Annotated in this window: 22 protein-coding genes and 1 tRNA gene; 13 read left to right on the top strand and 10 right to left on the bottom strand. The window is 63.6% G+C overall.

Going from position 1 to position 23,641, the window contains the following annotated elements; all coding sequences use genetic code 11:
- The first annotated feature begins 88 nt into the window (after positions 1–88).
- The 5 genes from ACLEJW_RS08435 (at position 89) to ACLEJW_RS08415 (ending at position 6,137) form a co-directional block, all read left to right on the top strand.
- On the top strand, positions 89–301 hold the full coding sequence (locus tag ACLEJW_RS08435) for a hypothetical protein (protein ID WP_145182195.1): 213 nt from the start codon (positions 89–91) through the stop codon (positions 299–301).
- A 278-nt stretch (positions 302–579) separates the two neighbouring features.
- Positions 580–1,743, top strand: a complete 1,164-nt coding sequence (locus ACLEJW_RS08430; RefSeq protein ID WP_440777348.1) for an isovaleryl-CoA dehydrogenase — start codon at positions 580–582, stop codon at positions 1,741–1,743.
- 18 nt (positions 1,744–1,761) lie between these two features.
- Positions 1,762–3,369 (top strand): carboxyl transferase domain-containing protein, encoded by a 1,608-nt coding sequence (locus tag ACLEJW_RS08425; RefSeq protein ID WP_440777347.1) that lies wholly within the window; start codon positions 1,762–1,764, stop codon positions 3,367–3,369.
- Positions 3,370–3,372: 3 nt separating this feature from the next.
- Entirely contained in the window at positions 3,373–4,188 is an 816-nt protein-coding gene (locus ACLEJW_RS08420; RefSeq protein WP_440777346.1) for a gamma-carboxygeranoyl-CoA hydratase, read from the top strand.
- A complete protein-coding gene (locus ACLEJW_RS08415; protein ID WP_440777345.1) occupies positions 4,185–6,137 on the top strand; it encodes an acetyl/propionyl/methylcrotonyl-CoA carboxylase subunit alpha in 1,953 nt (650 codons plus the stop codon). Before ACLEJW_RS08420 ends, ACLEJW_RS08415 begins: the two co-directional genes overlap by 4 nt.
- 29 nt (positions 6,138–6,166) lie before the next feature.
- On the opposite strand, the gene ACLEJW_RS08410 is transcribed toward ACLEJW_RS08415, so the two are convergent.
- On the bottom strand, positions 6,167–6,874 hold the full coding sequence (locus ACLEJW_RS08410; RefSeq protein ID WP_440777344.1) for a LexA family transcriptional regulator: 708 nt from the start codon (positions 6,872–6,874) through the stop codon (positions 6,167–6,169).
- Positions 6,875–6,962: 88 nt separating this feature from the next.
- On the opposite strand from ACLEJW_RS08410, the gene ACLEJW_RS08405 reads away from it, so the two are divergent.
- The 3 genes from ACLEJW_RS08405 to ACLEJW_RS08395 all read left to right on the top strand — a co-directional run bounded on the left by ACLEJW_RS08405 (position 6,963) and on the right by ACLEJW_RS08395 (position 9,460).
- Positions 6,963–7,274: a DUF6124 family protein gene (locus ACLEJW_RS08405; protein ID WP_145182177.1), complete on the top strand. Its 312-nt coding sequence runs from the start codon at positions 6,963–6,965 to the stop codon at positions 7,272–7,274.
- 435 nt (positions 7,275–7,709) lie between these two features.
- The gene (locus ACLEJW_RS08400) at positions 7,710–8,225 is read left to right on the top strand and encodes a DUF4880 domain-containing protein (protein ID WP_145182175.1); all 516 of its coding nucleotides are present in this window, start codon (positions 7,710–7,712) and stop codon (positions 8,223–8,225) included.
- Positions 8,226–8,311: 86 nt separating this feature from the next.
- On the top strand, positions 8,312–9,460 hold the full coding sequence (locus tag ACLEJW_RS08395; protein WP_440777343.1) for a M14 family metallopeptidase: 1,149 nt from the start codon (positions 8,312–8,314) through the stop codon (positions 9,458–9,460).
- Positions 9,461–9,497: 37 nt separating this feature from the next.
- Here the strand turns inward: ACLEJW_RS08395 and ACLEJW_RS08390 are convergent, their stop codons facing one another.
- From ACLEJW_RS08390 to ACLEJW_RS08360, 7 genes are read right to left on the bottom strand one after another with little or no spacing between them, the layout of a single operon-like run.
- Complete coding sequence (locus ACLEJW_RS08390) at positions 9,498–10,457, bottom strand: Csu type fimbrial protein (RefSeq protein ID WP_440777342.1); 960 nt, start codon at positions 10,455–10,457, stop codon at positions 9,498–9,500.
- Complete coding sequence (locus ACLEJW_RS08385; RefSeq protein WP_440777341.1) at positions 10,454–12,847, bottom strand: fimbria/pilus outer membrane usher protein; 2,394 nt, start codon at positions 12,845–12,847, stop codon at positions 10,454–10,456. Before ACLEJW_RS08385 ends, ACLEJW_RS08390 begins: the two co-directional genes overlap by 4 nt.
- Positions 12,848–12,859: 12 nt before the next feature.
- Entirely contained in the window at positions 12,860–13,636 is a 777-nt protein-coding gene (locus ACLEJW_RS08380) for a fimbrial biogenesis chaperone (RefSeq protein WP_440777340.1), read from the bottom strand.
- 41 nt (positions 13,637–13,677) lie between these two features.
- Entirely contained in the window at positions 13,678–14,181 is a 504-nt protein-coding gene (locus ACLEJW_RS08375; protein ID WP_145182160.1) for a Csu type fimbrial protein, read from the bottom strand.
- A 3-nt stretch (positions 14,182–14,184) separates the two neighbouring features.
- Positions 14,185–14,718, bottom strand: a complete 534-nt coding sequence (locus tag ACLEJW_RS08370; protein ID WP_145182157.1) for a Csu type fimbrial protein — start codon at positions 14,716–14,718, stop codon at positions 14,185–14,187.
- 20 nt (positions 14,719–14,738) lie between these two features.
- Positions 14,739–15,275 (bottom strand): Csu type fimbrial protein, encoded by a 537-nt coding sequence (locus ACLEJW_RS08365; RefSeq protein WP_440777339.1) that lies wholly within the window; start codon positions 15,273–15,275, stop codon positions 14,739–14,741.
- A 29-nt stretch (positions 15,276–15,304) separates the two neighbouring features.
- Complete coding sequence (locus ACLEJW_RS08360) at positions 15,305–15,832, bottom strand: Csu type fimbrial protein (RefSeq protein WP_440777338.1); 528 nt, start codon at positions 15,830–15,832, stop codon at positions 15,305–15,307.
- A gap of 265 nt (positions 15,833–16,097) precedes the next feature.
- Here ACLEJW_RS08360 and ACLEJW_RS08355 point away from each other — a divergent pair, with 265 nt between their 5' ends.
- The 3 genes from ACLEJW_RS08355 to ACLEJW_RS08345 are packed head-to-tail and all read left to right on the top strand — an operon-like array spanning position 16,098 to position 21,226.
- Positions 16,098–18,347, top strand: a complete 2,250-nt coding sequence (locus ACLEJW_RS08355) for an ATP-binding protein (protein WP_440777337.1) — start codon at positions 16,098–16,100, stop codon at positions 18,345–18,347.
- 15 nt (positions 18,348–18,362) lie between these two features.
- Positions 18,363–18,824: a response regulator gene (locus tag ACLEJW_RS08350; RefSeq protein WP_145182146.1), complete on the top strand. Its 462-nt coding sequence runs from the start codon at positions 18,363–18,365 to the stop codon at positions 18,822–18,824.
- A 14-nt stretch (positions 18,825–18,838) separates the two neighbouring features.
- The gene (locus tag ACLEJW_RS08345) at positions 18,839–21,226 is read left to right on the top strand and encodes a response regulator (protein ID WP_440777336.1); all 2,388 of its coding nucleotides are present in this window, start codon (positions 18,839–18,841) and stop codon (positions 21,224–21,226) included.
- A gap of 142 nt (positions 21,227–21,368) precedes the next feature.
- Here ACLEJW_RS08345 and ACLEJW_RS08340 read toward each other — a convergent pair.
- Positions 21,369–21,443: transfer RNA gene (locus ACLEJW_RS08340), tRNA-Gln, on the bottom strand.
- Between the two features lie 269 nt (positions 21,444–21,712).
- Here ACLEJW_RS08340 and ACLEJW_RS08335 point away from each other — a divergent pair.
- Positions 21,713–21,955 (top strand): DUF465 domain-containing protein, encoded by a 243-nt coding sequence (locus tag ACLEJW_RS08335; protein ID WP_145182140.1) that lies wholly within the window; start codon positions 21,713–21,715, stop codon positions 21,953–21,955.
- 1 nt (position 21,956) lies between these two features.
- On the opposite strand, the gene ACLEJW_RS08330 is transcribed toward ACLEJW_RS08335, so the two are convergent.
- Positions 21,957–22,382 (bottom strand): DUF1810 domain-containing protein, encoded by a 426-nt coding sequence (locus ACLEJW_RS08330; RefSeq protein WP_440777335.1) that lies wholly within the window; start codon positions 22,380–22,382, stop codon positions 21,957–21,959.
- A gap of 154 nt (positions 22,383–22,536) precedes the next feature.
- On the opposite strand from ACLEJW_RS08330, the gene zapE reads away from it, so the two are divergent.
- A partial coding sequence (gene zapE / locus ACLEJW_RS08325; protein WP_440777334.1) for a cell division protein ZapE occupies positions 22,537–23,641 on the top strand: 1,105 nt, incomplete at its 3' end.

Here is a 23,641-nt window from a genome sequence, read left to right as displayed (position 1 = left end):
GGCCTTGCTCCCTTGGGCTGGTGGCGGTAAGGGTTCAGAGCCACGCGCAGGCATGGGGGTTCAAAAAAAACTGAGCCACGCGCAGGCGATGGCGGTCGAACCAGGCAGCAGCGGTTCATTCACCACGCGAGGCCTGGCCATGAACATCCCGACACCCCCGGAAACGCCTGATCCAAACATCGACGACCCCAGCCTGCCACCGCCTGTGCCGGAGCAGGATCCGGACGAGCTGCCGATTAAACCAACCGTGCCGCCGACGGTTGGCGATCCGCCCAGTCAGGAGCCGCCTGTCAAAGCCTGATGCCGACTGGCATCGAGCGTTGGCTCACGTCGGGTCGGCAGGTTCATCATGCTGGCCCCTCTGTTCAGTCACCCATGCTGATTTTCGGCATGCGGATCCTTTCAATTAAGCATTCATCCATTTACGTAAACGCTTTGGAGCAATTGACAGCTCGAAAGCCCAGGTTTACGTTTACGTAAAGGTTATGAAACGTTCAGCAAAATGCCTTTGCTCACGCTTTTCGCCACGGATGTGTGAGCTACGGTATGACCTCTATCAAGAACAATAAGGTGCCTCGCATGCATTACCCCTCCCTGAACTTCGCCCTGGGCGAGACCCTCGACATGCTGCGCGATCAAGTGCGTACGTTCGTCGCCGCCGAACTGGCGCCGCGCGCAGCACAGATCGACCAGGACAACCTGTTCCCCGCCGACATGTGGCGCAAATTCGGCGATATGGGCCTGCTGGGTATCACCGTGAGCGAAGCGTTCGGTGGCGCCGGTTTGGGCTACCTGGCTCACGTCGTGGCGATGGAGGAGATCAGCCGAGGCTCGGCGTCGGTGGCACTTTCCTACGGCGCGCATTCGAACCTGTGCGTCAACCAGATCAATCGCAACGGCACACCTGAGCAGAAACACCGGTACCTGCCCAAGTTGATCAGCGGCGAGCACATCGGCGCGCTGGCCATGAGCGAGCCGAACGCCGGCTCCGATGTGGTTTCGATGAAACTGCGCGCCGAGAAGCGTGGCGAGCGCTATGTGCTCAACGGCAGCAAGACCTGGATCACCAACGGCCCGGATGCCAACACCTATGTGATCTATGCCAAGACTGACCTGGGCAAGGGCGCCCATGGCATCACCGCATTTATCGTCGAGCGGGACTGGAAAGGCTTCAGCCGCAGCAACAAGTTCGACAAGCTGGGCATGCGCGGCTCCAACACCTGCGAGCTGTTCTTCGACGACGTCGAGGTGCCGGAGGAAAACATCCTTGGTCAGCTCAACGGCGGCGTGCGCGTATTGATGAGCGGACTGGACTACGAGCGTGTGGTACTCGCCGCTGGCCCCACCGGCATCATGCAAAGCTGCATGGACCTGGTGCTGCCGTATATCCACGAGCGCAGGCAATTCGGCCAGAGCATCGGCGAATTCCAGCTGATCCAGGGCAAGATCGCCGACATGTACACCCAGCTCAATGCCAGCCGCGCCTACCTATACGCGGTGGCCCAGGCCTGCGACCGGGGTGAAACCACACGCAAGGATGCGGCCGGGGTGATCCTCTACAGCGCCGAGCGGGCCACGCAAATGGCCCTGGAGGCGATTCAGATTCTCGGCGGCAACGGTTACATCAATGAATTTCCGGCGGGCCGTCTGCTGCGTGATGCCAAGCTCTATGAGATCGGTGCCGGCACCAGCGAAATTCGCCGCATGCTGATCGGCCGTGAACTGTTCAACGAAACCCGCTGAGCACGAGGAGCGACTGCCATGGCTACATTGCACACTCAGCTCAATCCTCGCTCGCCCGAGTTCGCCGGCAACCATGCGGCGATGCTCGAGCACGTCCAGGCTCTGCGCAGCCTGCTGGCGCAGATCGCCCAAGGCGGCGGCGCCAATGCCCAGCAGCGGCACACGGCGCGGGGCAAGCTACTGCCGCGCGAGCGCATCGACCGCCTGCTCGATGCCGGCTCGCCCTTTCTGGAGATCGGTCAGCTGGCCGCTCATGAAGTGTACGGTGAAGACGTGCCGGCGGCGGGCCTGATCGCCGGTATCGGCCGCGTTGAAGGCGTTGAATGCATGATCGTGGCCAACGACGCCACGGTCAAAGGCGGCTCTTATTACCCGCTGACGGTAAAAAAGCACTTGCGTGCGCAAGCGATCGCCGAGCAAAACCGCCTGCCCTGCATCTACCTGGTCGACTCAGGCGGCGCCAACCTGCCGCGCCAGGACGAGGTATTCCCTGACCGTGAACATTTCGGGCGGATCTTCTTCAATCAAGCCAACATGAGCGCCCTGGGCATTGCGCAGATCGCCGTGGTGATGGGCTCCTGCACAGCCGGTGGCGCCTACGTGCCGGCCATGGCCGACGAGGCGATCATGGTGCGCCAGCAAGCGACCATCTTCCTTGCCGGGCCGCCCCTGGTGAAGGCGGCCACCGGTGAAGTGGTCAGCGCCGAAGAGCTGGGCGGCGCCGACGTGCATTGCCGCACCAGCGGTGTCGCCGATCACTACGCCGACGATGATGAGCACGCCCTGGCCATTGCCCGGCGCTGCGTGGCCAACCTCAACTGGCACAAGCTCGGCAGGTTGCAACAGCTGCCCGCCGTGCCACCGCTGTACCCTGCCGAGGAGCTATATGGCGTGGTGCCTGCCGATGCCAAGCAGCCGTTCGACGTGCGCGAAGTGATCGCCCGCCTCGTCGATGGCTCACAGTTCGATGAATTCAAGGCCTTGTTCGGCACTACCCTGGTGTGCGGTTTTGCCCGCTTGCACGGCTACCCGATCGCGATCCTCGGCAACAACGGCATCCTCTTCGCCGAGGCTGCGCAGAAAGGCGCGCACTTCATCGAACTGGCCTGCCAGCGCGGCATCCCGGTGCTGTTCCTGCAGAACATCACCGGCTTCATGGTCGGCAAGAAATACGAGGAAGGCGGTATCGCCAAGCATGGAGCCAAACTGGTCACTGCCGTGGCCTGTGCCAAGGTGCCGAAATTCACCGTGATCATCGGCGGCAGCTTCGGCGCTGGCAATTACGGCATGTGCGGCCGCGCCTACGATCCACGGTTTTTGTGGATGTGGCCGAATGCCCGAATTGGCGTGATGGGCGCCGAGCAGGCTGCCGGGGTATTGGCCCAGGTCAAGCGCGAGCAGAGCGAGCGCGGCGGCCAGCGGTTCAGCGCCGAGGATGAAGCCAGGCTCAAGCAGCCGATCCTCGATCAATACGAGCACCAGGGCCACCCCTACTACTCCAGCGCGCGGCTGTGGGACGACGGCGTCATCGACCCGGCGCAAACCCGTGAGGTATTGGGCCTGGCGTTGTCGGCCGCACTCAACGCGGCGATCGAACCAAGCCGTTTCGGCCTCTTCCGGATGTGAACCATGAGCGATTACAGGACCCTCGAAGTGATCCACGACCCACGCGGCTTCGCCACCTTATGGCTCAGCCGCGAGGACAAGCACAACGCCTTCAACGCGCTGATGATCCGCGAACTGATCATCGCCCTGGACCGTCTTGCCGAAGATCCGCACCTGCGCTTCGTGTTGCTGCGCGGCCGCGGCCGGCATTTCAGCGCCGGTGCCGACCTGGCCTGGATGCAGCAAGCGGCGCAGATGGATTTCAACACCAATCTCGACGATGCCCGCGAGCTGGGTGAGCTGATGTACGCCCTGCACCGCTTGAAAGCGCCGACCCTGGCCGTGGTCCACGGTGCGGCCTTTGGCGGCGCGCTGGGCCTGATCAGTTGTTGCGACATGGCCATCGGCGCCGAGGACGCCCAGCTGTGCCTGTCCGAGGTGCGCATCGGTCTGGCCCCGGCAGTGATCAGCCCCTTCGTGGTCAAGGCCATTGGTGAACGCGCTGCCCGTCGCTATGCCTTGACTGCCGAGCGCTTCAGCGGCGTGCAGGCGCATGCGCTGGGCCTGCTCGCCGAAGTGTACCCAGCTGCGCAGCTCGAGGCGCAGGTCCAGACCTGGATCGCCAACTTGCTGCAAAACAGCCCCCAGGCCCTGCGCGCGACCAAGGACCTGCTGCGCGAAGTCGATCATGGCGAGCTCAGCCCGGCGCTGCGCCGATACTGCGAAAACACCATCGCCCGCATCCGCGTCAGCGCCGAAGGCCAGGAGGGCCTGCGCGCGTTTCTGGAAAAGCGCCGTCCCGCCTGGCAAGCCATCGACAACACGGAGCCGCGCCCATGAGCCAGCCTGCTTTGACTACCCTGCTGGTCGCCAACCGCGGTGAAATTGCCTGCCGGGTGATGCGCACTGCCAAGGCCATGGGCCTGACCACCGTCGCCGTGCACAGCGCAGTCGACCGCGAGGCCCGGCACAGCCGCGAGGCGGACATTCGTGTCGACCTGGGCGGCAGCAAAGCCTGCGATAGCTATCTGGACGTGGACAAGCTGATTGCTGCTGCCAAGGCCAGCGGTGCCCAGGCTATTCATCCAGGCTATGGCTTTCTCTCGGAAAACCCTGGGTTTGCCCGCGCCGTCGAACAAGCCGGGTTGATCTATCTCGGGCCACCGCCCAGCGCCATCGAAGCGATGGGCAGCAAATCAGCGGCCAAGGCCCTTATGCAGGAGGCCGGCGTGCCCTTGGTGCCCGGTTATCACGGCGACGCGCAGGACCTGGATACGTTCCGTGAGGCGGCCCGACAGATTGGCTATCCGGTGCTGCTCAAGGCCAGCGCAGGCGGTGGCGGCAAGGGCATGAAGGTGGTCGAGGATCCGAGTCAACTGGCCGAGGCCCTGGCATCGGCCCAGCGCGAGGCGCATTCCGCGTTCGGCGATGCGCGCATGCTGGTCGAAAAGTATGTGCTCAAGCCACGGCATGTAGAGATCCAGGTATTTGCCGACCAGCATGGCCACTGCCTGTACCTGAATGAACGTGACTGCTCGATCCAGCGCCGCCACCAAAAAGTCGTCGAGGAGGCACCCGCGCCAGGACTCTCGGCCAGCCTGCGTCAGGCGATGGGCGAAGCGGCGGTGCGCGCCGCCCAGGCCATCGGCTACGTAGGCGCCGGCACGGTGGAGTTTCTGCTCGACGAAGGGGGCGAGTTCTTCTTCATGGAGATGAACACACGCTTGCAGGTCGAGCACCCGGTGACCGAAGCCATTACCGGCCTGGACCTGGTGGCCTGGCAGATTCGCGTCGCCTGCGGCGAAGCGCTGCCGCTGACCCAGGCGCAGGTGCCACTGCACGGTCATGCCATCGAGGTTCGCCTGTATGCCGAAGATCCGGCCAACGATTTTCTGCCGGCCACCGGCCGTCTCACCGTGTACCGCGAATCGTCGCCTGGCCAGGGCCGGCGCGTGGACAGCGGGGTCAGCGAGGGCGATGAGGTGTCGCCATTCTATGACCCCATGCTGGGCAAACTGATCGCCTGGGGCGCGACCCGTGAGCAGGCACGTCTGCGCCTGCTGGCGATGCTCGATGAATTCGTCATCGGTGGCGTGAAGACCAACATCGGCTTTGTGCGCCGCATCCTGGCACACCCGGCCTTCGCCGCGGCGGCGCTGGACACCGGCTTCATCCCGCGCCATCAGGCAGCGTTGCTGCCCGCGCCGCAACCGCTGCCGGCCCGCTTCTGGGAGGCAGCGGCTGAAGCCTGGCTGCAGAGCCAACCGCCCTGCCAACGCCCTGACGACGTGCATTCACCCTGGGCTGAACGCAGCGGCTTGCGCCTCGGGCTGCCGGCACGCAGCAGCCTGCACCTGCAAAGCGGCGCCGAACGCCAGGCCATCGCGCTGGAGCGCAGCGCTGCAGTACTCTGGCAGTGGCAAGACGAGCATTTGACGGTGGATGACAACGGCGTGCGCTGCCGCCACTTGGCGCTGCGCCGTGGCAACACCTTGTTCCTGGGCTGGGACGGGGAAGTACACGCCGTTCAGGCATTCGACCCAATCGCCGAAGGTGAGACGCGCCATGTTCAGCAAGGTGCACTGACTGCGCCCATGAACGGCAGCATCGTGCGGGTGCTGGTCGAGCCTGGGCAAGCGGTGCAGGCCGGCACCGTGTTGGTTGTGCTCGAGGCGATGAAGATGGAGCACAGCGTGCGCGCCCCACACGATGCCACGGTCAAGGCGCTGTTGTGCCAGGAAGGTGACATGGTAGGTGAAGGCGCGCTGCTGGTCGAACTCGCTGACTGACGCCGCAGGGGCTGCCAGCCAGCCCCTGATTACACCACGCCGTGCACGCGCACGACGACGCCGAGAAACTCGCAACCGGCCTCGCACACCAAGGTCGGGTAGCTGCCGTTGAGGGCTTTGAGGTACTGCTGCCCGCCCTCCTCGGCCAGTTCTCGCAGAATCGCCGTCTTGCCCGGTTGACGGGCTATGACCAGGCGCCCGGATTCAACCTCAAGCCCCGGATCGACCAGGATGCGCATACCCTGAGGCACGCTGCGACCGCTGCTGGCGCTCATGGCATCGTTTTCAACGGTGAGCCAATAGCCCTTGCCCCGAGCCAGGTAATCGGTCTGCTCGAATACACCCGGGTCTGCTTCGACCGCACCGTCCAGCGCATCCCATGCCAGCACCGGGTAACGAAAGCACACGATGTACTGCATGAGGTCCAGGTCCTGGTCCTCTTCGTCCACCAGGTAAGTGCCCCGCGCCTCGCCCACCTGCCCTTGAATGCGCAGCTGCAGGCTGACGCTGTAGTGAGGCATGCCGATCTCTACGAAGGTGCGATTCATCGACTCGATCTTCGGCTGACGCCGTTTGTTCACCCAATGCCCGACGCTACCTTGGGACACACCCACGCGCTCGGCGAGCTGTTCCTGGGTCAGTTTGAGTTCCTCCATCCGGTCGCGGACGAGGGCAATCCATTTATCCATATTCATCGCTGGCAAGATACGGACTGCCTTAAGCGGCTCAATAAACATTCTGTAGTATTTATTAAAGCACACAAAAATACTGCAGGTATTAGTATCGTCCTGAACCCTTTCCCCATTGGCCCTAGCAGGTATCAGGATGAAACCATCGAAAGACGACGAAACAGATTTGGACAGCGAAGCCGCCCGCCGCGCGCTGGATTACTACCTCAATCCCAAGCCCACGCGGCCTAGCCCACACAACCAGATCTGGACGCTCCACCCGGGTGTCACCTCCGAGCAGGCGCAGGACCACGCCATCGAGCTACTGCGCTGCGCGGCGGCCACTGCCCACGAAAACGCCACGCACCAAGAGGGCAGCACGCGCGAACTGACCTTCGCATTGATGCACATGATCGATATGGCAAGGGCGCTGCTGGAACACCGGCGGGCCCTGCAGACGGGCGAATAGATACAGCAAGGGAGGCACATTGTGATAGCCGCGTAACGGCAAACGGCCCCATTTGCCGGAGCAAAGAGGTGCACCAGCAAAAATTTTCCGCGAAAACCGGAAAATTCATTTGACTGGCAAATGATAACGATTATTATTGCACTCAGCTGATCGCGAGATCTGCTGGATAACCTGGAGCTTAGGTCGCTCTCAGATTATCTCCTCATCAGGCTAATCACGGTTTTTGACCCGGCTTTTTGCCGGGTCTTTTTTTTGGCTCTTCAGGCTAATGAAGATCGTTCGATGGGCGGCATGATAGCAAAAGTGTTTCAGGGCGTGAACGCTTATTACAATTCTTTGCGGAATCAGCACTTGAGAATCAATCTCGTTTCGCCTAGGCTGCTACACGCGTCACGGATGATGCCCCCACCCCATCGCCAAGCAAGGAGCTGACCCATGAGCCGTTTGCTGCTGCCACTCGAACAGCCGACACCGTCGTCGCATGCCCAGGTCGATCATTCGTTGCTGCATCGGCTCAAGCGTCTGCCCCGTCGCGTCCAGCAAGTGTTCCTGCTCAACCGCCTCGACCAGCTCGACTACGCCAGCATCGCGCAACGGCTCGACCTGCCCGTGCGCAGTATCGAGCGCCACATGAATCAAGCGCTGCAATCGAGCCGTGCAGGCGCTGACGCGGTAACCCGCGTCGCGGAACGATGGTACGTGCGCCTGCAAAGCCCGCAGGCCACCGCGTGCGAGCGCATCGATTTTCGCCGCTGGCTGGACGCAGACCCTGCGCATCTGCAAGCCTTTCACGACACCGAACTACGCTGGCGTAGCCTGCTCGACCCAGCGCAGGCGCTGGGGCGGGATGGCTGGTATCGGCAAGGGCGTGCAGCTTTGTCAGTAGCTGGCTGCGCGGTGGCGGTCGGGTTGGGCCTGCTGACGCTGCTACTGGCAGGCGCCTGGGCCTGAGCGCCGTGCCCCTTGGGCACAGATCAAGCACGGCGGCATTTGGAGGGTGTAGAGTACCTTCACAGTAACGCCTGAGGAGCCTGGCAATGACCGTGACGCTGTCCCCCCTGCATATCGACTGCGACTTCGATTCCGGAAACATTCAGGTATTGGATGCCAGCAACCCCGCCCAGGTCCAGCTGGCCATCCGTCCAGACACGCACAGCGGGCACTACCAGTGGTTCCACTTCAAAGCCAGCGGGTTGACGCCGGGTCAAGTGCACCGCTTCAGCCTGGTCAACGCCGGCGAGTCGTCCTACAAGCAGGCCTGGAGCGGTTACCACGCGGTAGCCTCGTACGATCAGCAGCGCTGGTTCCGGGTGCCCAGCGAATTCGACGGCAAGGCCCTGTCGTTCGCCCTCGCGGCCGAGCAGGAGCAAGTCTGGTTCGCCTATTTCGAGCCCTATCCACGCGCCCGCCACAATCAGCTGATCGAACGCGCGCAGCAAATTCCCGGCGTGGTGTTGCTGGCCCATGGGCGCAGTGTGCAAGGCCGGGACATCCCACTGCTGCGCGCGGGGGACGGCGCAGTGGGCAAGCGCAAGCTGTGGCTGATCGCGCAGCAACACCCCGGTGAGCACATGGCCGAGTGGTTCATCGAAGGGCTGATCGATCGCCTGCAAGCGCTGGACGCGACCGTGCAGCAGTTGCTGAGCAAAGCGGATCTATACCTGATTCCCAACATGAACCCTGACGGCGCGTTCCTCGGGCACCTGCGCACTAACTTCCAGGGCAAGGACCTGAATCGCGCTTGGCAGGATGCCAGCATCGAATTCAGCCCAGAGGTGTTCTTCGCCCAGGCGCAGATGAAGCAGTATGGCGTGGATGCTTTCATCGACGTGCATGGCGATGAAGAGATCCCCCACGTATTCACTGCGGCGTGCGAAGGCAACCCAGGCTACACACCGCGGCTGGCCAAGCTGGAAGAACAGTTCCGCACCACGCTGTGCACGCACACGCGTGACTTCCAGACCGTGCATGGCTATACCCGCGATGAGCCAGGCCAGGCCAATACCACGCTGGCCTGTAACGCGGTGGGGATGGCCTATGACTGCCTGTCATTGACCCTGGAGATGCCGTTCAAAGACCACGATGACGCCCCGAACCCACATACAGGATGGTCGGGAGCACGCTCCAAGGCACTGGCCGGCGCGGTGCTGGAGACCCTGGCGGCAATGGTCGACGATCTGCGCTGAATCACGGCTGCCGGGCCTTTAGGTTCGGCACTGGCTTTCAGAACTGCACATCCAGCACCACATTGTCGAGGTAGCTGGCTGCCGGTGGCGTCGCCTGGTCGGTGTAGACCCTGGCGTTATAGTTGAACACTTGGCTGCCGGTGCCGGTGCCCGCCCCCGGGTTGACATCGGCATCGCTGCTGGAGCGCCGCGCCGTGTTCAGCGCACCCCAGCGCACGCTGCCGGCGCCTTTGAAAATGTCGTAGGCGAGGAAGTTGCCCGCCGCCGATCTCATGCGCCGTCGTCCGCCTGCGACGTTCTCGCCATCGCTCAGCCCCACGGTGTAACTGCTGCCTTTGGTGCATGACAGGCTCAGGCTCTGGCTGACCGCAGCGAACCCGGCAACCACCGGAGCGCTGCCGAAACTGATGTTGGGCGTAGTGATCTGACAGTCATTGCTGACAGTGAGCGTTACCAGCATCGTCTGGCTCCCCGAGCCAATGTCGCGTCCCAGGCAGATGTTGCCCAGCCCTACGCCTGAGCAGTAGTTCCAGCTCCAGGCCACGGTCAAGGTTTCCTGATAGACACCTGCCGCAACATTGCTGCCGATCTGCGTTCTCAGGTACAGCGGCACCGCCTTGGGCGAGGTGCCATTCAACAACCCCAGCAAGTCGAGAATGCCGGTGCGAGCGAAGTCGAAGGCGACCCCGCGGGTAATCGGATAACTGGTGCTGTTATCGGCGTACAAGGTGTAAGGGATCACATCGCCCGTCGGCCCGACCAGGCCGCTGGTGGTCGCGGTGATGGTGGCCAGGAAGCGGTCGTTGGCGGTCAACAGACTAAGCAACGAGCCGGTGCACTGCAGCCCGGAATTGATGCTCGAAGCGCTCTGCACGGCGGTGCGGACCTGGGTCGAATTGAGCGTCCCGAATGCCGCAGGAGCAGTCGCCACCGATGCGCACAACGCCCAAGCCGAGCCTGCCGGCATCAGTAACAGGCCACACAGCAACCTCCTCATCGGCACTCCAAGGGGCCGATCAAGGGGATCGAGCCATGCGTTTCGGGCAGGTCGAATGCCACCTGGCACTGCCCGCCTTCGGGCAGCGTCACCTGCAGGCGGTTGTGCGGCGCCAGGTTTTCCAGATACACCAGGCCGTCCCAGCCGACCACCGCCTGGCCGCCGCCAGGCTGATGCACGACGCTGCTGCCCAGCTTGAGCGGTTGCCGATTGCCATCGACCAGCTCGATGCTCGCCGCCAGCACCCGCTTCAAGGGGAATTCCAACAAGTAGCCGCTGCCGCGGCGCACCGCCAGGCGCTGTTCGACCTGATCGGCGAGCACGTCGGGCGGCAAGTCCATCGGATCGATCTCATATTTGCCGCGGTAGTAGCCGCTGCTGTATGGCACCAGCAGGTGACCGTCACGATTGGTGCGGCCAATCTCCTGGTTCTCGTAGCGCACCGGCACATCGGCGTAGCCGCTGGTGCTGACGACCACGAAGGCGTCGTCTATGCGATTGGCCGCGAACACCCCGGCATCCATCCAGACCAGCGAGCCGCTGGCGTCGGCCCAGCGGGTCATCTGACCGCTGCTGCCGTACACGCCGGCTTGCAGCTGCACCGATTGCAGGCGCCAGGTGACATCGGCCTGGCGATAGGCGTCGCGGTCGCCGCCGCTGGCGTAACCCAGGTTGTAGCCAACCCCGCCAGCGGCAGGCACCGCGCGGCTGTAGTTGACCCGCTGCAGGTCCTCGCCGTCCTTGCCGCGCTCCATGCTCACCGCCAGGGTGCCGCCGAAATCGAACGGCATCACCAGCTGCGCCTGCACCGCCCACTGGCTGTCGCCGATCTCGCGGTTGGCGGACAGATAGACACTGCTGTTGCCCCAGAGCGGTTTGCTCCAGCTTAGGTTGAGCAGCCGGGTGCGGGTGCCATCAGCGGCGCGCACGTCGAAGTAACCGGCGCCCAGGCTGCCGTACCGCTCAAGGTTCAGGCTCAAGGTCGCCTGTTCGCTGCGCCGGCTCAGCTGCATCTCAGGGCGGTCGACGCGGCTCAAGTCGGCATATTGGCCATGGCGTTGCAGGCGCTGATAGCTCAAACCGATGCGTTGGCTGTTGTACTGATAACCCAGTGCGATCTGCTGGCCCTGCTCACCCGCGAAGCGGCTCTGGGCGAGCGCAGCGTTCACTACACCGAAGGTGCCTAGGCGCATGTTGCCGCCCAGGCCACCGAGTACCAGCGATTGGGCGGTTTCAAGGTGGCTTTCCAGGGTGAAGCTATCGCTGACGCCGTGACGCAAGCTGGCCGATGCCACACCTGCTCCGTAGCCAAAATCCTCAACGGCATAGTTGCGGCGCAGGCTCCCGGCTGCCACCGAAAAGTCCGTCAGGCCCTGCTGCAGCAAGCTGCTGGTGACATAGAACGGCAATGTCGTGGACACCTGCCGGCCCAGGGCATCGGTGGTCACCACCACCGCCTCGCCGGCACCGTTGATGAACGGCACGTTGGTCAAGGTATAGGGGCCTGGCTGCAACGCAGTGGTGCTCGACTTGTAGCCGTTGATGAACAGGTCGAGCGAGGTCGGCACCGCCGCTTCGCCGGCAAAGGCGGGCAATGGGTAGGTGACCAGGTCCGGGCGTGCACCGAAGTCGCGCGATAGCTGCAGGCCGCCCACGCGCACCGAGCTGGTCCAGGGCAAGGCACCGGTAACCAAGTCGCCGGCTTCGTAGGTCAGCAGGCGCTGCTCGTCGGTAAAGCGCCATGTGGTGTCGTAACGCAGAAAGCCTTGGCGATTGTCGTTGCTCGGCGCGCCATCGAAGGCATGACGCCATTGCCCGGTGCTGGAAAGCGTGCCCCAGCTGTCGAACACACGCAGTTCGTTCCAGGCGGCCAGGTAGGTACCGCCATCGTCAGTATCATTGAGGTACAGGTCATAATTGAACAACGCGCCGAAACTGCTGCGCGCATCGCTGGCCGGGTACAGGCTGCGTTCGCCGACCTGCTGCTGTGGCAACCAGGCCGCCGGCACTTGCAGCGACAGGCGCTGGTTCTGGCTGTCGTAATCGCTGTGCAATCCCGCCACCGTGTCCAGGGCGACCTCGCCCTGCGGCGCGCCCGGCAGCTGCACGCCAGCGCTGCGCAGCACTTCGCTGTCCAGGTAGAGCCGCCCGGCGCGCTGCTGTACCGCCACCAATTCAGCCTTGGGCATCTGGTTCACCACTAGGTCGAGGTATAGCGTGGCTTCGGCCACTGCAGCGCTCTCGCCAGGCGGCGGCGGCAGATCGTCGGCCAGCACCAGCCACGGGCCGAGCACACCCAACCCGACGCACCAGCGCGGCCAGCCGCGCACAAGCCACCTCACACACCGATTCCAACCATTGCCGGGTCCTCCTTGGCCCCTGCCGTTCATTCAGCGCCGAGCTCACTGCCCTTGGCGAATGGCCTCGGGCGCTTCCTGCCCGTTCACCCTGCCCTTGAGCACACTGCCAGGATTCGCCGCCATCGGCGCAGGCCAGCGCATGCTGGCACCTGGCAAGACATACCCCAGCAAGCCCTCGGCCAGCGGTTTGGCCTGGGCGCCTTGCTGCACCACTACATCGGTCAGGCGGGCATGCACGGGGCCGCTGTTACGCATCTCAACATAGGGTTTGCCCTGCACCGTGACGGGCCGCCAGCTCAGCTGCGGCTTGCCGATACCGTTGACATTGCGTCGCCCCTGTGGGTCAGCCTTGCCCCATAGGCCCTCACCGTAGACGAACAGCGGCACCGAATAGCGCATCTGCAGGCGGATGGCCGCAGACGTGCCTTGGCTGTCGGAGGCATCCGGCACGGGCGAAGGAATCTCATCGATGATGATGCGGTAGGCCTGTTCCTGACCCACGGGTGAGCTGCCAGTGCGGGTCAAGCGAATCAGTTGCTTCTGGCCCGGCGCGATAGTGGCCACCGGCGGGCTGCCGATGATTTCGCGCTGCGCCTGGTACTGCTCCTGGTAGTCACCCTGGCGCCAGGCGAATACCCGGACTTGCAGACTGGCAGGCGCCGTGCCGCGGTTTTCCAGCCACAGGGCGCCGGCTTTCTGATCGGCCTCGAGCACCGGATCGATCGGCCAGATGAGCACCGAAGTGGCCGCCTGCGCCGGCACGCTCGCCAACAGCAACAGCCCGATCAGTGCGTGTGCCCACGTTGCCCGTACCGCCATGCCACCCTCCTTGGTTCGATGTTGATTGGCCACCAGGCCGCCTACCAGGTCACCGTGACCTGCACGACGTCGGTGTAAGTGCCCGCCGGCAGGTTGCCGGGTAATTGAGTGCGACCGTACACCGGTAGCTTGATCGTCGCTGCATCGCTGTAGCTGACTGCCACGCTCTGGCCGATGCCCAGCGCCTGGCTGTAGGCCGCATCCCGGTAGAGCTGGTAGGCGAGCACCTGGCTAGCGCCGCTGCGCCTGAGATTACGGGTACCGCTGGCGCTGTTCTGGCCACCGTCCAGGCTCATGCTCAAGGCCACCCCAGGGGTGCACTGGAAAGTCACTGTGGAGCCTCCCAGAGCGGTGCTGAGGATGCCGGTGGACAACGCCGACTGCGTGCCGTAATTGAGCACGCCGTATTGGCTCGCGGCCCCGACCACCAGGCAGCCGGCGACGACCTGCGCGCTGACCTGAAAGGTGCTGGTGGTCGCGGCGTCCAGCGGCGCTACGAACAATACGCCGGCACTGACCAGACAGCTGCGCACTGCGCTGCGCATGGCTCAGAACGTCAGCTCGACCGCGACCGTGTCGGTGTACACCCCGGCCGGCAGCCCCGCCTTGCCGCGTGCCTGGCCGTACAGGTTGACGGTCTGCGCCACGCCCGTGCTGGTTGGCAAGGTGATGGTACCGTCGATGGCCAGCAGCTGGGTGCGTCCGGCGTCGGTATAGAAGTCGTACGGCACGAAATTGCCCGCACCATCGGCCAGCGCCCGGGTGCCACCGGTCGATTGACCATCATGGGCACCCGCTCGCACGCGGATCGCGGGCACTGTTCCGGCCGAGCAGAGAATGCTCATGGCGCCACCGCCGCCGCCCAGCACCTGGGCGTTGGCGGTACTGAACAGCGCCTCCTGGGTGCCGAAATTCAAGGTCCCGAAATTGAGCCCCGAGGTACCGGCGCTGCCATTGACCTGGCAGGCCGACGTCAGGGTCAGGGTCGAGGTGATGGTCCCGGTCACCGTAGCGGCCTGGGCGTGCGTGGTCAGGGCCAGTCCGAGGCCGGCGAGCATGCAGCGGGTGAAAGTCGTTCGCATCGGGAGTCTCCTTGCGTCATTTACCAGTCCAGGGTCACTCTCAGGGTGTCGCGGTACAGCCCGGCCGGCAGCGCACGCGGTTGCGCCACCACCACGCCGTAGATCGGGATGGGAATCTGCGCGGTGCTGTTGATGGTGAAGGCGCGCGCCTGGCTAATGCCGTAACGGCTGTTACCCGCCGGATCGACGGCCAGCTGGTAGGGAATCATTACCCGGCCGTTACTCAACCGGCGTACGCCATCGTCGCCATTGAGGCCACCATTGATCCGCACGTTGAACGCCCTGACCTCAGGCGTGCAGCTGATCTGCAGGCTGCCTTCACCGCCGGCCTCGTCGACCCGGGTGCGCAACGGCGTATCCCAGTTCGGGCCGCGCTCGCCGAAATCCATCAAGCCAGGGTTGCCCAAGGTGGCCGGGGGTTGGTCGCCGCTTTCAATCTGGCACGCCGCGCTGATGACCAGGCGCGCTTGAATGAAGCCGCTGGTGCTGCCGTGCACGGTGCTGCTGGGCACCAGCAAGGGGCCAAGGCTGAGCAGCAGGATCGAGGTGCGGTTCATGGTCTGACGTCCTTGTGCATGGCGGCGCGCTACCAGGTGAGGGTGACTTTGAGCACGTCGGCGTATTGCCCGGCGCGCGGCACCCAGGCCAGTTTGTCGATGCGCGCGTACAGCGGCAGCTCGACCGAGCCGCTGTCTGGCACCCGTGCGGCATGTGCCTGACCGACCCTCACCGGCTCGCGCCAGGCGGCATCGCGAAACAGCCGATAGGGAATGGGCCGCGCCTTGACGTCGGCACTGGCCAGAAAACGCACTTCACCCACGCCGCCATGCAAGCCGCCGTCGACCCGCACTTGGTACGGGGTATCAGGGTTGCACTCCAGGCGCGGTGGCCGCTGATTGACCAGCATGCCGCTGAGCGGAGCAGCGCTGCCGTCCAGCCGCGCCGCGCTGCCCAGGTCGATTCGACCCAAGTCCTGTGCACCGGCGTCTCTGGGCTGGTCGACCAGCATGCAACCACGCTGCACCAGCACCCGCACTTCCACGAGAAATTCCGCCGCCACGACCTTGGCGCTCAACGTCAGGCCCAACAGCGCGGCCACCCAGCATTGCGTCACTGAACATTCCTTGTAGGCGTACTGTGTGTTTTCAGGGTAGCAGCCCCTCACCCGTACGGGCGCGATGCCGCGCCGTTCTTTGGCGTTAACGACAAAGCAGTAACGGCGAGGAAATTCTTGCTGCAAGCGAACCCGGGGAGCTGCTGCACCTCCAATGCATAAGCCGGCAAAACGGCCGATATTCTGTTAGTGTGCAGAGCAACCGATCTCTCGGTGCCCTACGCATGCGTCAAGCATGGAAGAAGATCACAGGAGCATTCCATCGATGACTGCAGACAACGCGCTCGCCGCGGCCATGGAGCGCTGTGCCCAGGAACCTATCCAGGTTCCCGGCAGCATCCAGCCTCAGGGCTTTCTTCTGGTACTCGATGAACAGGACTTGCGCATTCTCCAGGCCAGCGAAAACGTCGAGCGCTGGCTGGGGGTGCCTGCGCAGGAGCTGCTAGGCGCCACGTTCGGCGAGATGGTCAGCGAGAGCTTCGACCTGCGCAGTCAGCTTCAGCGGCTGCCTGTTGACGAGGTGTTCCCCTTCCATATTGGCGACGTTCAATTGCGCCAGGGCGCGCGTTGGAGCGAGCCGCTGCGCTTGCTGACTCACCGCCATGACCACGTGCTGATCGCCGAATTCGAGCCGTTTCGCGTGAGTGCCGACCTGCCCGATCAAGGCGACTACTATCCGCTGGTGCGCGGTTTCGTCAGCAGCGTGCACAATGCCGACAGCCTGGAAGCGCTGTTGCAGGAATGCGTGGTGCAGGTCAAGCGCATCACTGGCTTTGGTCGGGTCAAAGCGTACCGCTTCGACACCGAGGGCAACGGTCAGGTCCTGGCTGAGGCCGCTGATGACGGCTACCCGCGCTACATGGGCTTGTGCTTTCCGGCTTCCGACATACCGCGCCAGGCCCGCGAGCTGTACCGCACCAGCCGCATCCGCGTGATCGAAGACGCCAGCTACCAGCCTTCGCCCTTGCTGCCGGCACTCAATCCACGCACCGGCAAGGCGCTGGACATGAGCTTTGCGGCGCTGCGCAGCGTGTCGCCGGTGCATCTGCAGTACATGCGCAACATGGGCACCTTGGCCTCGATGTCGCTGTCGATCGTGGTCGATGGCCAGCTCTGGGGTTTGATTTCCTGCCACCATGCGCAACCGCGTGCCGTGGAATTTCGCACCCGCACCGCCTGCGAGCTGCTGGCCAGCGTACTGTCGCTGCAGATCGAAGCGCGCGAGTCGCACGCCAAGACGCGGCAACTGCTCGAGCTGCGCCAGCACATCGTGCGCATGATCTCCTCCATGGCCGACCACGACAGCGTCAGCGACGGCCTCTGCGACTTGCCTGAAGTGCTGCTGGCGTTCGCCGGGGCCAGCGGCGCGGCGGTGATTTCCGCTGAACGTTGCGACCTGATCGGGCATACCCCGCCCGCTGCGCAAGTGACGGCGCTGGTGCACTGGCTGGCCCGACGCGGTGAGGAGGTGGTGTTCCATACCGATAACGTCAGTCGTGACATCACTGAACTGCCGGAGCTCGCCGCGCATGTCGGGGGCGTACTGGCAGTGGCCATCTCGCAGATCCATTCGCACTACCTGGTGTGGTTCCGCCGCGAGCAGCTGCGCACGGTCGATTGGGCGGGCCGTCCGGACAAGGCGATCGGCCCGCTGGGCGCGCTCAATCCGCGGCACAGCTTCGAGCGTTGGCAAGAACGGGTTTCAGGGTACTGCGAACCTTGGGATCCGCTGGTCATCGAAGGCGTTGTCGAATTACGCACCGCGGTCTTGGGTATCGTGCTGCGCAAGGCTGAAGAGCTGGCGCAACTGGCCAACGAACTGCGCCGCTCGAACAAGGAACTCGAGGCATTTTCCTACAGCGTGTCCCACGACCTGCGTGCGCCTTTGCGGCATATCGCCGGCTACACCGAGCTGCTTGGCGAGATTGAAGGCCAGGGCATGAGCGAACGTGGCAAACGTTTCCTGAAACATATTGAGGAAGCGGCACATTTCGCCGGTAGCCTGGTGGATAACCTGCTGAATTTCTCGCAGATGGGGCGCTCGGCACTGCGCCTGTCGGACGTCGACCTCAATGCACTGGTCGATACCATCCGCCAGGAACTGGCGCCCGACTACCAAGGCCGTGAAATCATCTGGGAGGTCGAACCGCTGCCCAAGCTGATCGCCGACCCCGCGTTCATCAACCTGGCCTTGCACAACCTGATTTCCAACGCCATCAAATACACCCGCGGTCGGGAACCTGCGCGTATTACCATTGGCGCGCGGCAACATCCGACCGAGACCGAGGTCTATATTCGCGACAATGGCGTAGGCTTCGACATGGCCTATGCCAACAAGCTGTTCGGAGTATTCCAGCGTTTGCACCGCATGGAGGATTTCGAAGGCACAGGGATCGGCCTTGCCAGCGTGCGACGGATCATCGAGCGCCATGATGGCCGGGTCTGGGCCGAAGGTCAGGTCGACCAGGGCGCCAGCTTTCACTTCACCCTCCCTCGCTATCAAGCAACTACCTGAGGCACCTGTATACAAATGCTCAAACCAATCCTGCTGGTCGAAGACAACCCCCGGGACCTGGAGCTGACGCTCCTGGCCCTGGAGCGCAGCCAGCTGGCCAATGAGGTCATCGTGCTGCGCGACGGCGCCGATGCCCTGGACTACCTGCTGCGCCGCAAGGCTTACGTCGATCGCGACGATGGCAATCCTGCGGTGCTGCTGCTGGACCTCAAGTTGCCGAAAGTGGACGGGCTGGAAGTGCTCAAGGCGGTTCGCTCCACACCCGAGCTGCGCAGCATTCCGACGGTGATGCTCACCTCCTCGCGTGAAGAACCCGATCTGCTGCGCGCTTACGAGCTAGGGGTCAACGCCTATGTGGTCAAACCGGTGGAGTTCAAGGAGTTCGTCGCCGCGATTTCCGACCTGGGGGTGTTCTGGGCGGTGCTCAACGAACCGCCACCCGGCTCGCTGCGCCTCACCCGTCGTGGCGGTAACTGAGGCCTGCGCGAAGAATGTTGCCGACACCGCTGAAACTGCTGATGGTCGAAGACAGCTCGATGGACGCCGAGCTGACCTTGATGCGCCTGGAGCGCAGCGGGCTGCAGGTGCAGTCTCATCTGGTGTTCGACCATACCGGGGTCGAGCGTGCCCTGCACGAGGGGACGTTCGACCTGATTCTGTGCGACTGCGTGCTGCCAGGCTCATCAGGTACCGATGTGCTGGCCATCGCGCAGCGCCTGGCGCCTGATACGCCGTTCATCTTCCTTTCCGGCATCTATGGCGAAGAGCACGCGGTGGAGATGATCCGCCTCGGCGCTACCGATTATGTGCTGAAGAAAAACCTGCCGCTGCTGCCCAAGGCGGTGCGCCGGGCGCTGACCGAGGTGCAGGAGCGTCAGCGTCGGCGCCGCGCCGAGGAAGCCCTGGCCGATGTAGAGGCGCGCGCACGCATCGCCATCGATGCCGCAGGCATGGGCACTTGGGACTACCGCCCCGAGCAGGACCTGTTGGTCTGGGACGACCGTTGCAAGGCCTTGTTCGGCCTGCCACTCGACACTCAGATGAGCTTGCAGGTGTTCTACCAAGGTATCTACCCCGAAGATCGCGAAAAGGTACGCGAAGCAGTCGACCATGCGATGCATTCGGACAACGACGGCGTCTACCGCGTCGAATTCCGCACTGCCGAAGGAGATGGTCGCGAGCCGCGCTGGCTGCTCAGTAGCGGCCAGTCGCAGTTCGTCGAAGGTCGGTGCATTCGCTTTTCCGGGGTGCTGCAGGACATACATACCCAGCGTCAGGCCACCCAGGCGCTGCGTCAGCTCAACGAGATGCTCGGTGAACGGGTGGAGCGGCGCACCCGCGAGCGCGATCGGGCCTGGGAACTCTCCCAGGATTTGCTCGCGGTGCTCAACAAGGACCTGACCCCGGTGGCCCTCAATCCGGCCTGGGAAGCGAGCCTGGGTTTTTCCCGCGAGCGCCTGAGCCAGGCGTCGTTGTTGCACCTGCTGCCGGAGGCCGATCAGGACGCCCTGCTCACCGAACTGGCGGCCTTGGCCCACGGCCGCACCAGTGCTCGCTTCGTCGGCCGCATTCAACATGCCGGTGGTCAATTGCGCTGGCTATCCTGGGTAGTGGTGCCGGAAGACACGCTGCTGTACGTGGTGGCCCGCGACATCACCAGCGAGCGGGAAACAGCGCTGGGCCTGGCCGAGGCCAACAGCCGGCTGCGCGAGCAGATCACTGAACGCGAGCGCATCGAGGCTGCGCTGCAACAAATGCAGCGACTCGAGGCCGTGGGTCAGCTCACCGCAGGCGTCGCTCACGATTTCAACAACCTGCTCACCGTCATTCTCACCGGCGCCAGCTTCCTTGAACGCGACCTGAGCAAGGCTGACCTGGACAAGGCCCGCAGCCGCCTGACGCACATTCGCGAGGCCGGCGAGCGCGGCGCCAAGCTCACTTCCCAACTGTTGGCCTTCTCGCGTCGTCAGCGCCTGGAACCGGTGGCCCTGAACCTCAACCGCACGCTGGCGGGCCTCGAGGAACTGCTGAGCCGTACCTTGGGCGGTAACATCTCGGTGCGTCTGGACCTGGATCACAGCCTGTGGCAGGCGCTGACCGACCCGACCCAAACCGAGATGATCATCCTCAATCTTGCGATCAACGCCCGCGATGCCATGCCCGACGGCGGGCAGCTGACCCTGTCGACGCGCAACACGCGCATCAAGGCTCGCGCCCAGCGCCCGGAAGATCCAGAGCCCGGTGAATACGTGATGCTGAGCATTCGCGACACCGGCTGCGGTATGAGCGACGACGTGCTGGCCAAGGTCTTCGAGCCGTTCTTCACTACCAAGGATATCGGCAAGGGCTCGGGCCTTGGCCTGGCTCAGGTGTTCGGCTTCGCCAAACAGTCCGGCGGTGGCGTGCGCATCGACACCGAGCCTGGGCACGGCACCCAGGTGGCGGTTTACCTTCCAGCGGTCAAGCAGGAGGTGGCGGTCGACCCGGTGGCAGCGCCGGCCCTGCAGGCCATCAGTGATAGCGGCCGTGACCGCACGGTGCTGCTGGTCGACGACGATCACCTGGTACGCGACATGCTCGGGGATGTGCTGCGCCAATATGGCTACCAAGTGCGCCAGGCCCATAGCGGTGAGCAGGCCCTGGCGTTGCTCGATGCAGGCATCGACCTGCTGCTGACCGACTTTGCCATGCCCGAATTCAACGGTGGCCAACTGGCCTTGGCGGCGCGCGAGCGGCATCCGCAGTTACCGATCGTGTTTCTCACCGGCTACGCCGAACTTGAAGGGCTGGATGTGCCAGGCAGCCTGGTGGTGCAGAAACCCGTGCAGGCTGACGAGCTGGCCAGGGTATTGAGCGAGGTGCTGCGCGCGGCAGGTTGATTGCTGCGCGCTACTACGCACGGGCGAGCCGACGCCCTGCCCGGCTTGCCCATGCAGCCCCGGCTGAAGATTTTTCAGCAGACGAAAACGAAAAATTCAGCGCCGACAAGTCTGCACTGAATCGAGATGATCTTGAGGAAAATGGCAGGGGCGGCTGGATTCGAACCAACGCATGGCAGGATCAAAACCTGCTGCCTTACCGCTTGGCGACGCCCCTGTATCGGATGCAGCTGATGCTGCTCTGACAATTCCAAATGAGTGACAACTGGGTTGTTGTCTTGGAATGCGCGGCACTTTAACAACAAAGCGCCGACCTGTGAAGCCCTTTTGCAAAAAAAATGCTTTAAAACAGCAAGTTAGTATCAGAGCGCCGGTTTCCGCGGCTTGGGAACTACCATCCGTCGCTTTTCCACCGCTTCGCTTCAACACAATGGCTTTCCTTCCTTCCAATCAGGTAAGCAAATTGTCCTGACCAAGGAGGCCACCATGCCCGTCTCACACGACCTGTACCAAGACCTGCAATACCCACGGGAAATCGTTCAACAACGCCGGCAACAGGACAAGACCCTCGACCGCCTGCTCGATGAATACGTAGACATCGATAATCAGGTCCTGGCGGCCGAATCCATCTCTGCGGGCAATTTCGAGGATGAGGACCTGCGTCAACTCAAGGCGCGTCGGCTGGCAGTCAAGTACATGATCGAGAGCCAGTTGGAGCGCAAGGCCTGAGCTAGCGCGCGAGAATGGCGCAGGTGAGCCGATCCGGCTCACCGTCATAAAACTGCATGAGCGCCAGCTGGAACAGCGGATCTTCTGGCGCCACCTGGCCGAACAGGGTCAGGCAAGAACGCAATTTCAGATCGTCCGGGCTACCCAGGATCTGCTTCGCCGTCTTGCCGCTGTGCTCGAGCAACGCGCCTACGCAGGTTCTCAAGCGCGGCCCCAGCACGGGGTGGTCAAGATAGGCCCGGGCCTCTTCGGCCCCTTCCAGCCCATAGCGTACGGCCATGGCGCTGTGCCCCAGGCCCTTGAGCTGCGGAAATACGTACCACATCCAGTGGCTGCGCTTGCGACCTGCCTGCAGCTCTTGCAGCACGTGGTCATAAACCGGATTCTGCGCATCGATGAAGCGCTGCAGTGGGTGAACGGAGGTCATGGCGTTGCTCCTGTATCGAGGGTCTATGGCAGACTGCGCCAAGCCCAGGAAGTATCAACGCAGCCGATCGATGCCCGGTATTTTATCCATTGGTCAAAATGCCCGACCTGGGGCAAGCTGCACGCTGCCCCGTCTTCTGCTCAAGGAGCTAAGCGTGTCCGCCTGGATCCCCTCCCCTCTGCGCCAGCTTGGTCAACGCCTGCGCGGTGCTGCAGCCGAACCCTGTGAACTGCTCGACTGGTTTGAAGATAAAGCACGCAGCCATGGCTACCAGCTCAGCGACAGCCAACGCCGGGTGATACAACGCATGGCTGCGCAACTGGCGCACCTGCACGCAGGCCAGGCGCGCAGCCTTTACCTCCATGGCCCGGTGGGCCGCGGCAAGAGCTGGCTGCTCGATGGTTTCTTTCAGGCGCTGCCAGTGCAGGCCAAGCGCCGCTTGCACTTTCATGACTTTTTCGCTCGCCTGCACCAAGGCATGCACTTGCACCGACAGCTGGACGATGCCCTGGGCGCAACGCTCGATGCCTTGCTCGGCGATTGCCAAGTGCTGTGCTTCGATGAATTCCATGTGCATGACATAGGCGATGCCATGCTACTCAAGCGCCTGTTCGACGCCCTGTTTGAGCGCGGCATCTTCCTGTTGGTGACCTCCAACTACGCGCCCGAAGGTCTGCTGCCCAACCCGCTGTATCACGAGCGCTTCGCGCCGGTAATCCGCCTGATCAACGCGCGCATGGAGGTGCTCGAAGTCGGCGGCGACACCGATTTTCGCAGCCTGCCAGCCAATCGCGACGCACAGCGGTTCACCCAAGGGCATTACGTCTGGCCCGGCGATGCGGCGCAGCGTCAGGCGCTGAACCTGCCGGCAGTCGCGCCGCTCATGCTGGAGGTCAACAAACGCCCGTTGCGCGCGCTGGCGGTCGAGGGCCGGCGCATCCTGCTGAGCTTCGACGACCTGTGCGAAAAAGCGACGGCGGTGATCGATTACCTCGCGCTGGCCAGTCAGTACGATGAGTGGATCATCGACGGCCTCGACGATCTGTCCGAATGCTCGCTGGCCGCGCAGCAACGCTTCGTCAACGTGGTCGATGTGCTGTATGACCAGGATCGACACGTCACGCTGCTCGCCAAGCGGGCCTTGGCGGACAGCCTGGGCGGCCCCTTGGCCGACTTGATGCGCACCCGCAGCCGGCTGGGGCAGCTACGGCAGATCGGGCCTGGGGGTGGCATCGGCTTGGGGGGGAGACAAGAACTTC

The sequence above is a fragment of the Pseudomonas sp. SMSB3 genome, assembly GCF_052041965.1.
Taxonomy (GTDB): Bacteria; Pseudomonadota; Gammaproteobacteria; order Pseudomonadales; family Pseudomonadaceae; genus Aquipseudomonas.
The sequence above is the reverse complement of the archived record's forward strand: the minus strand, read 5'-3'. Positions and strand labels throughout refer to the sequence as shown.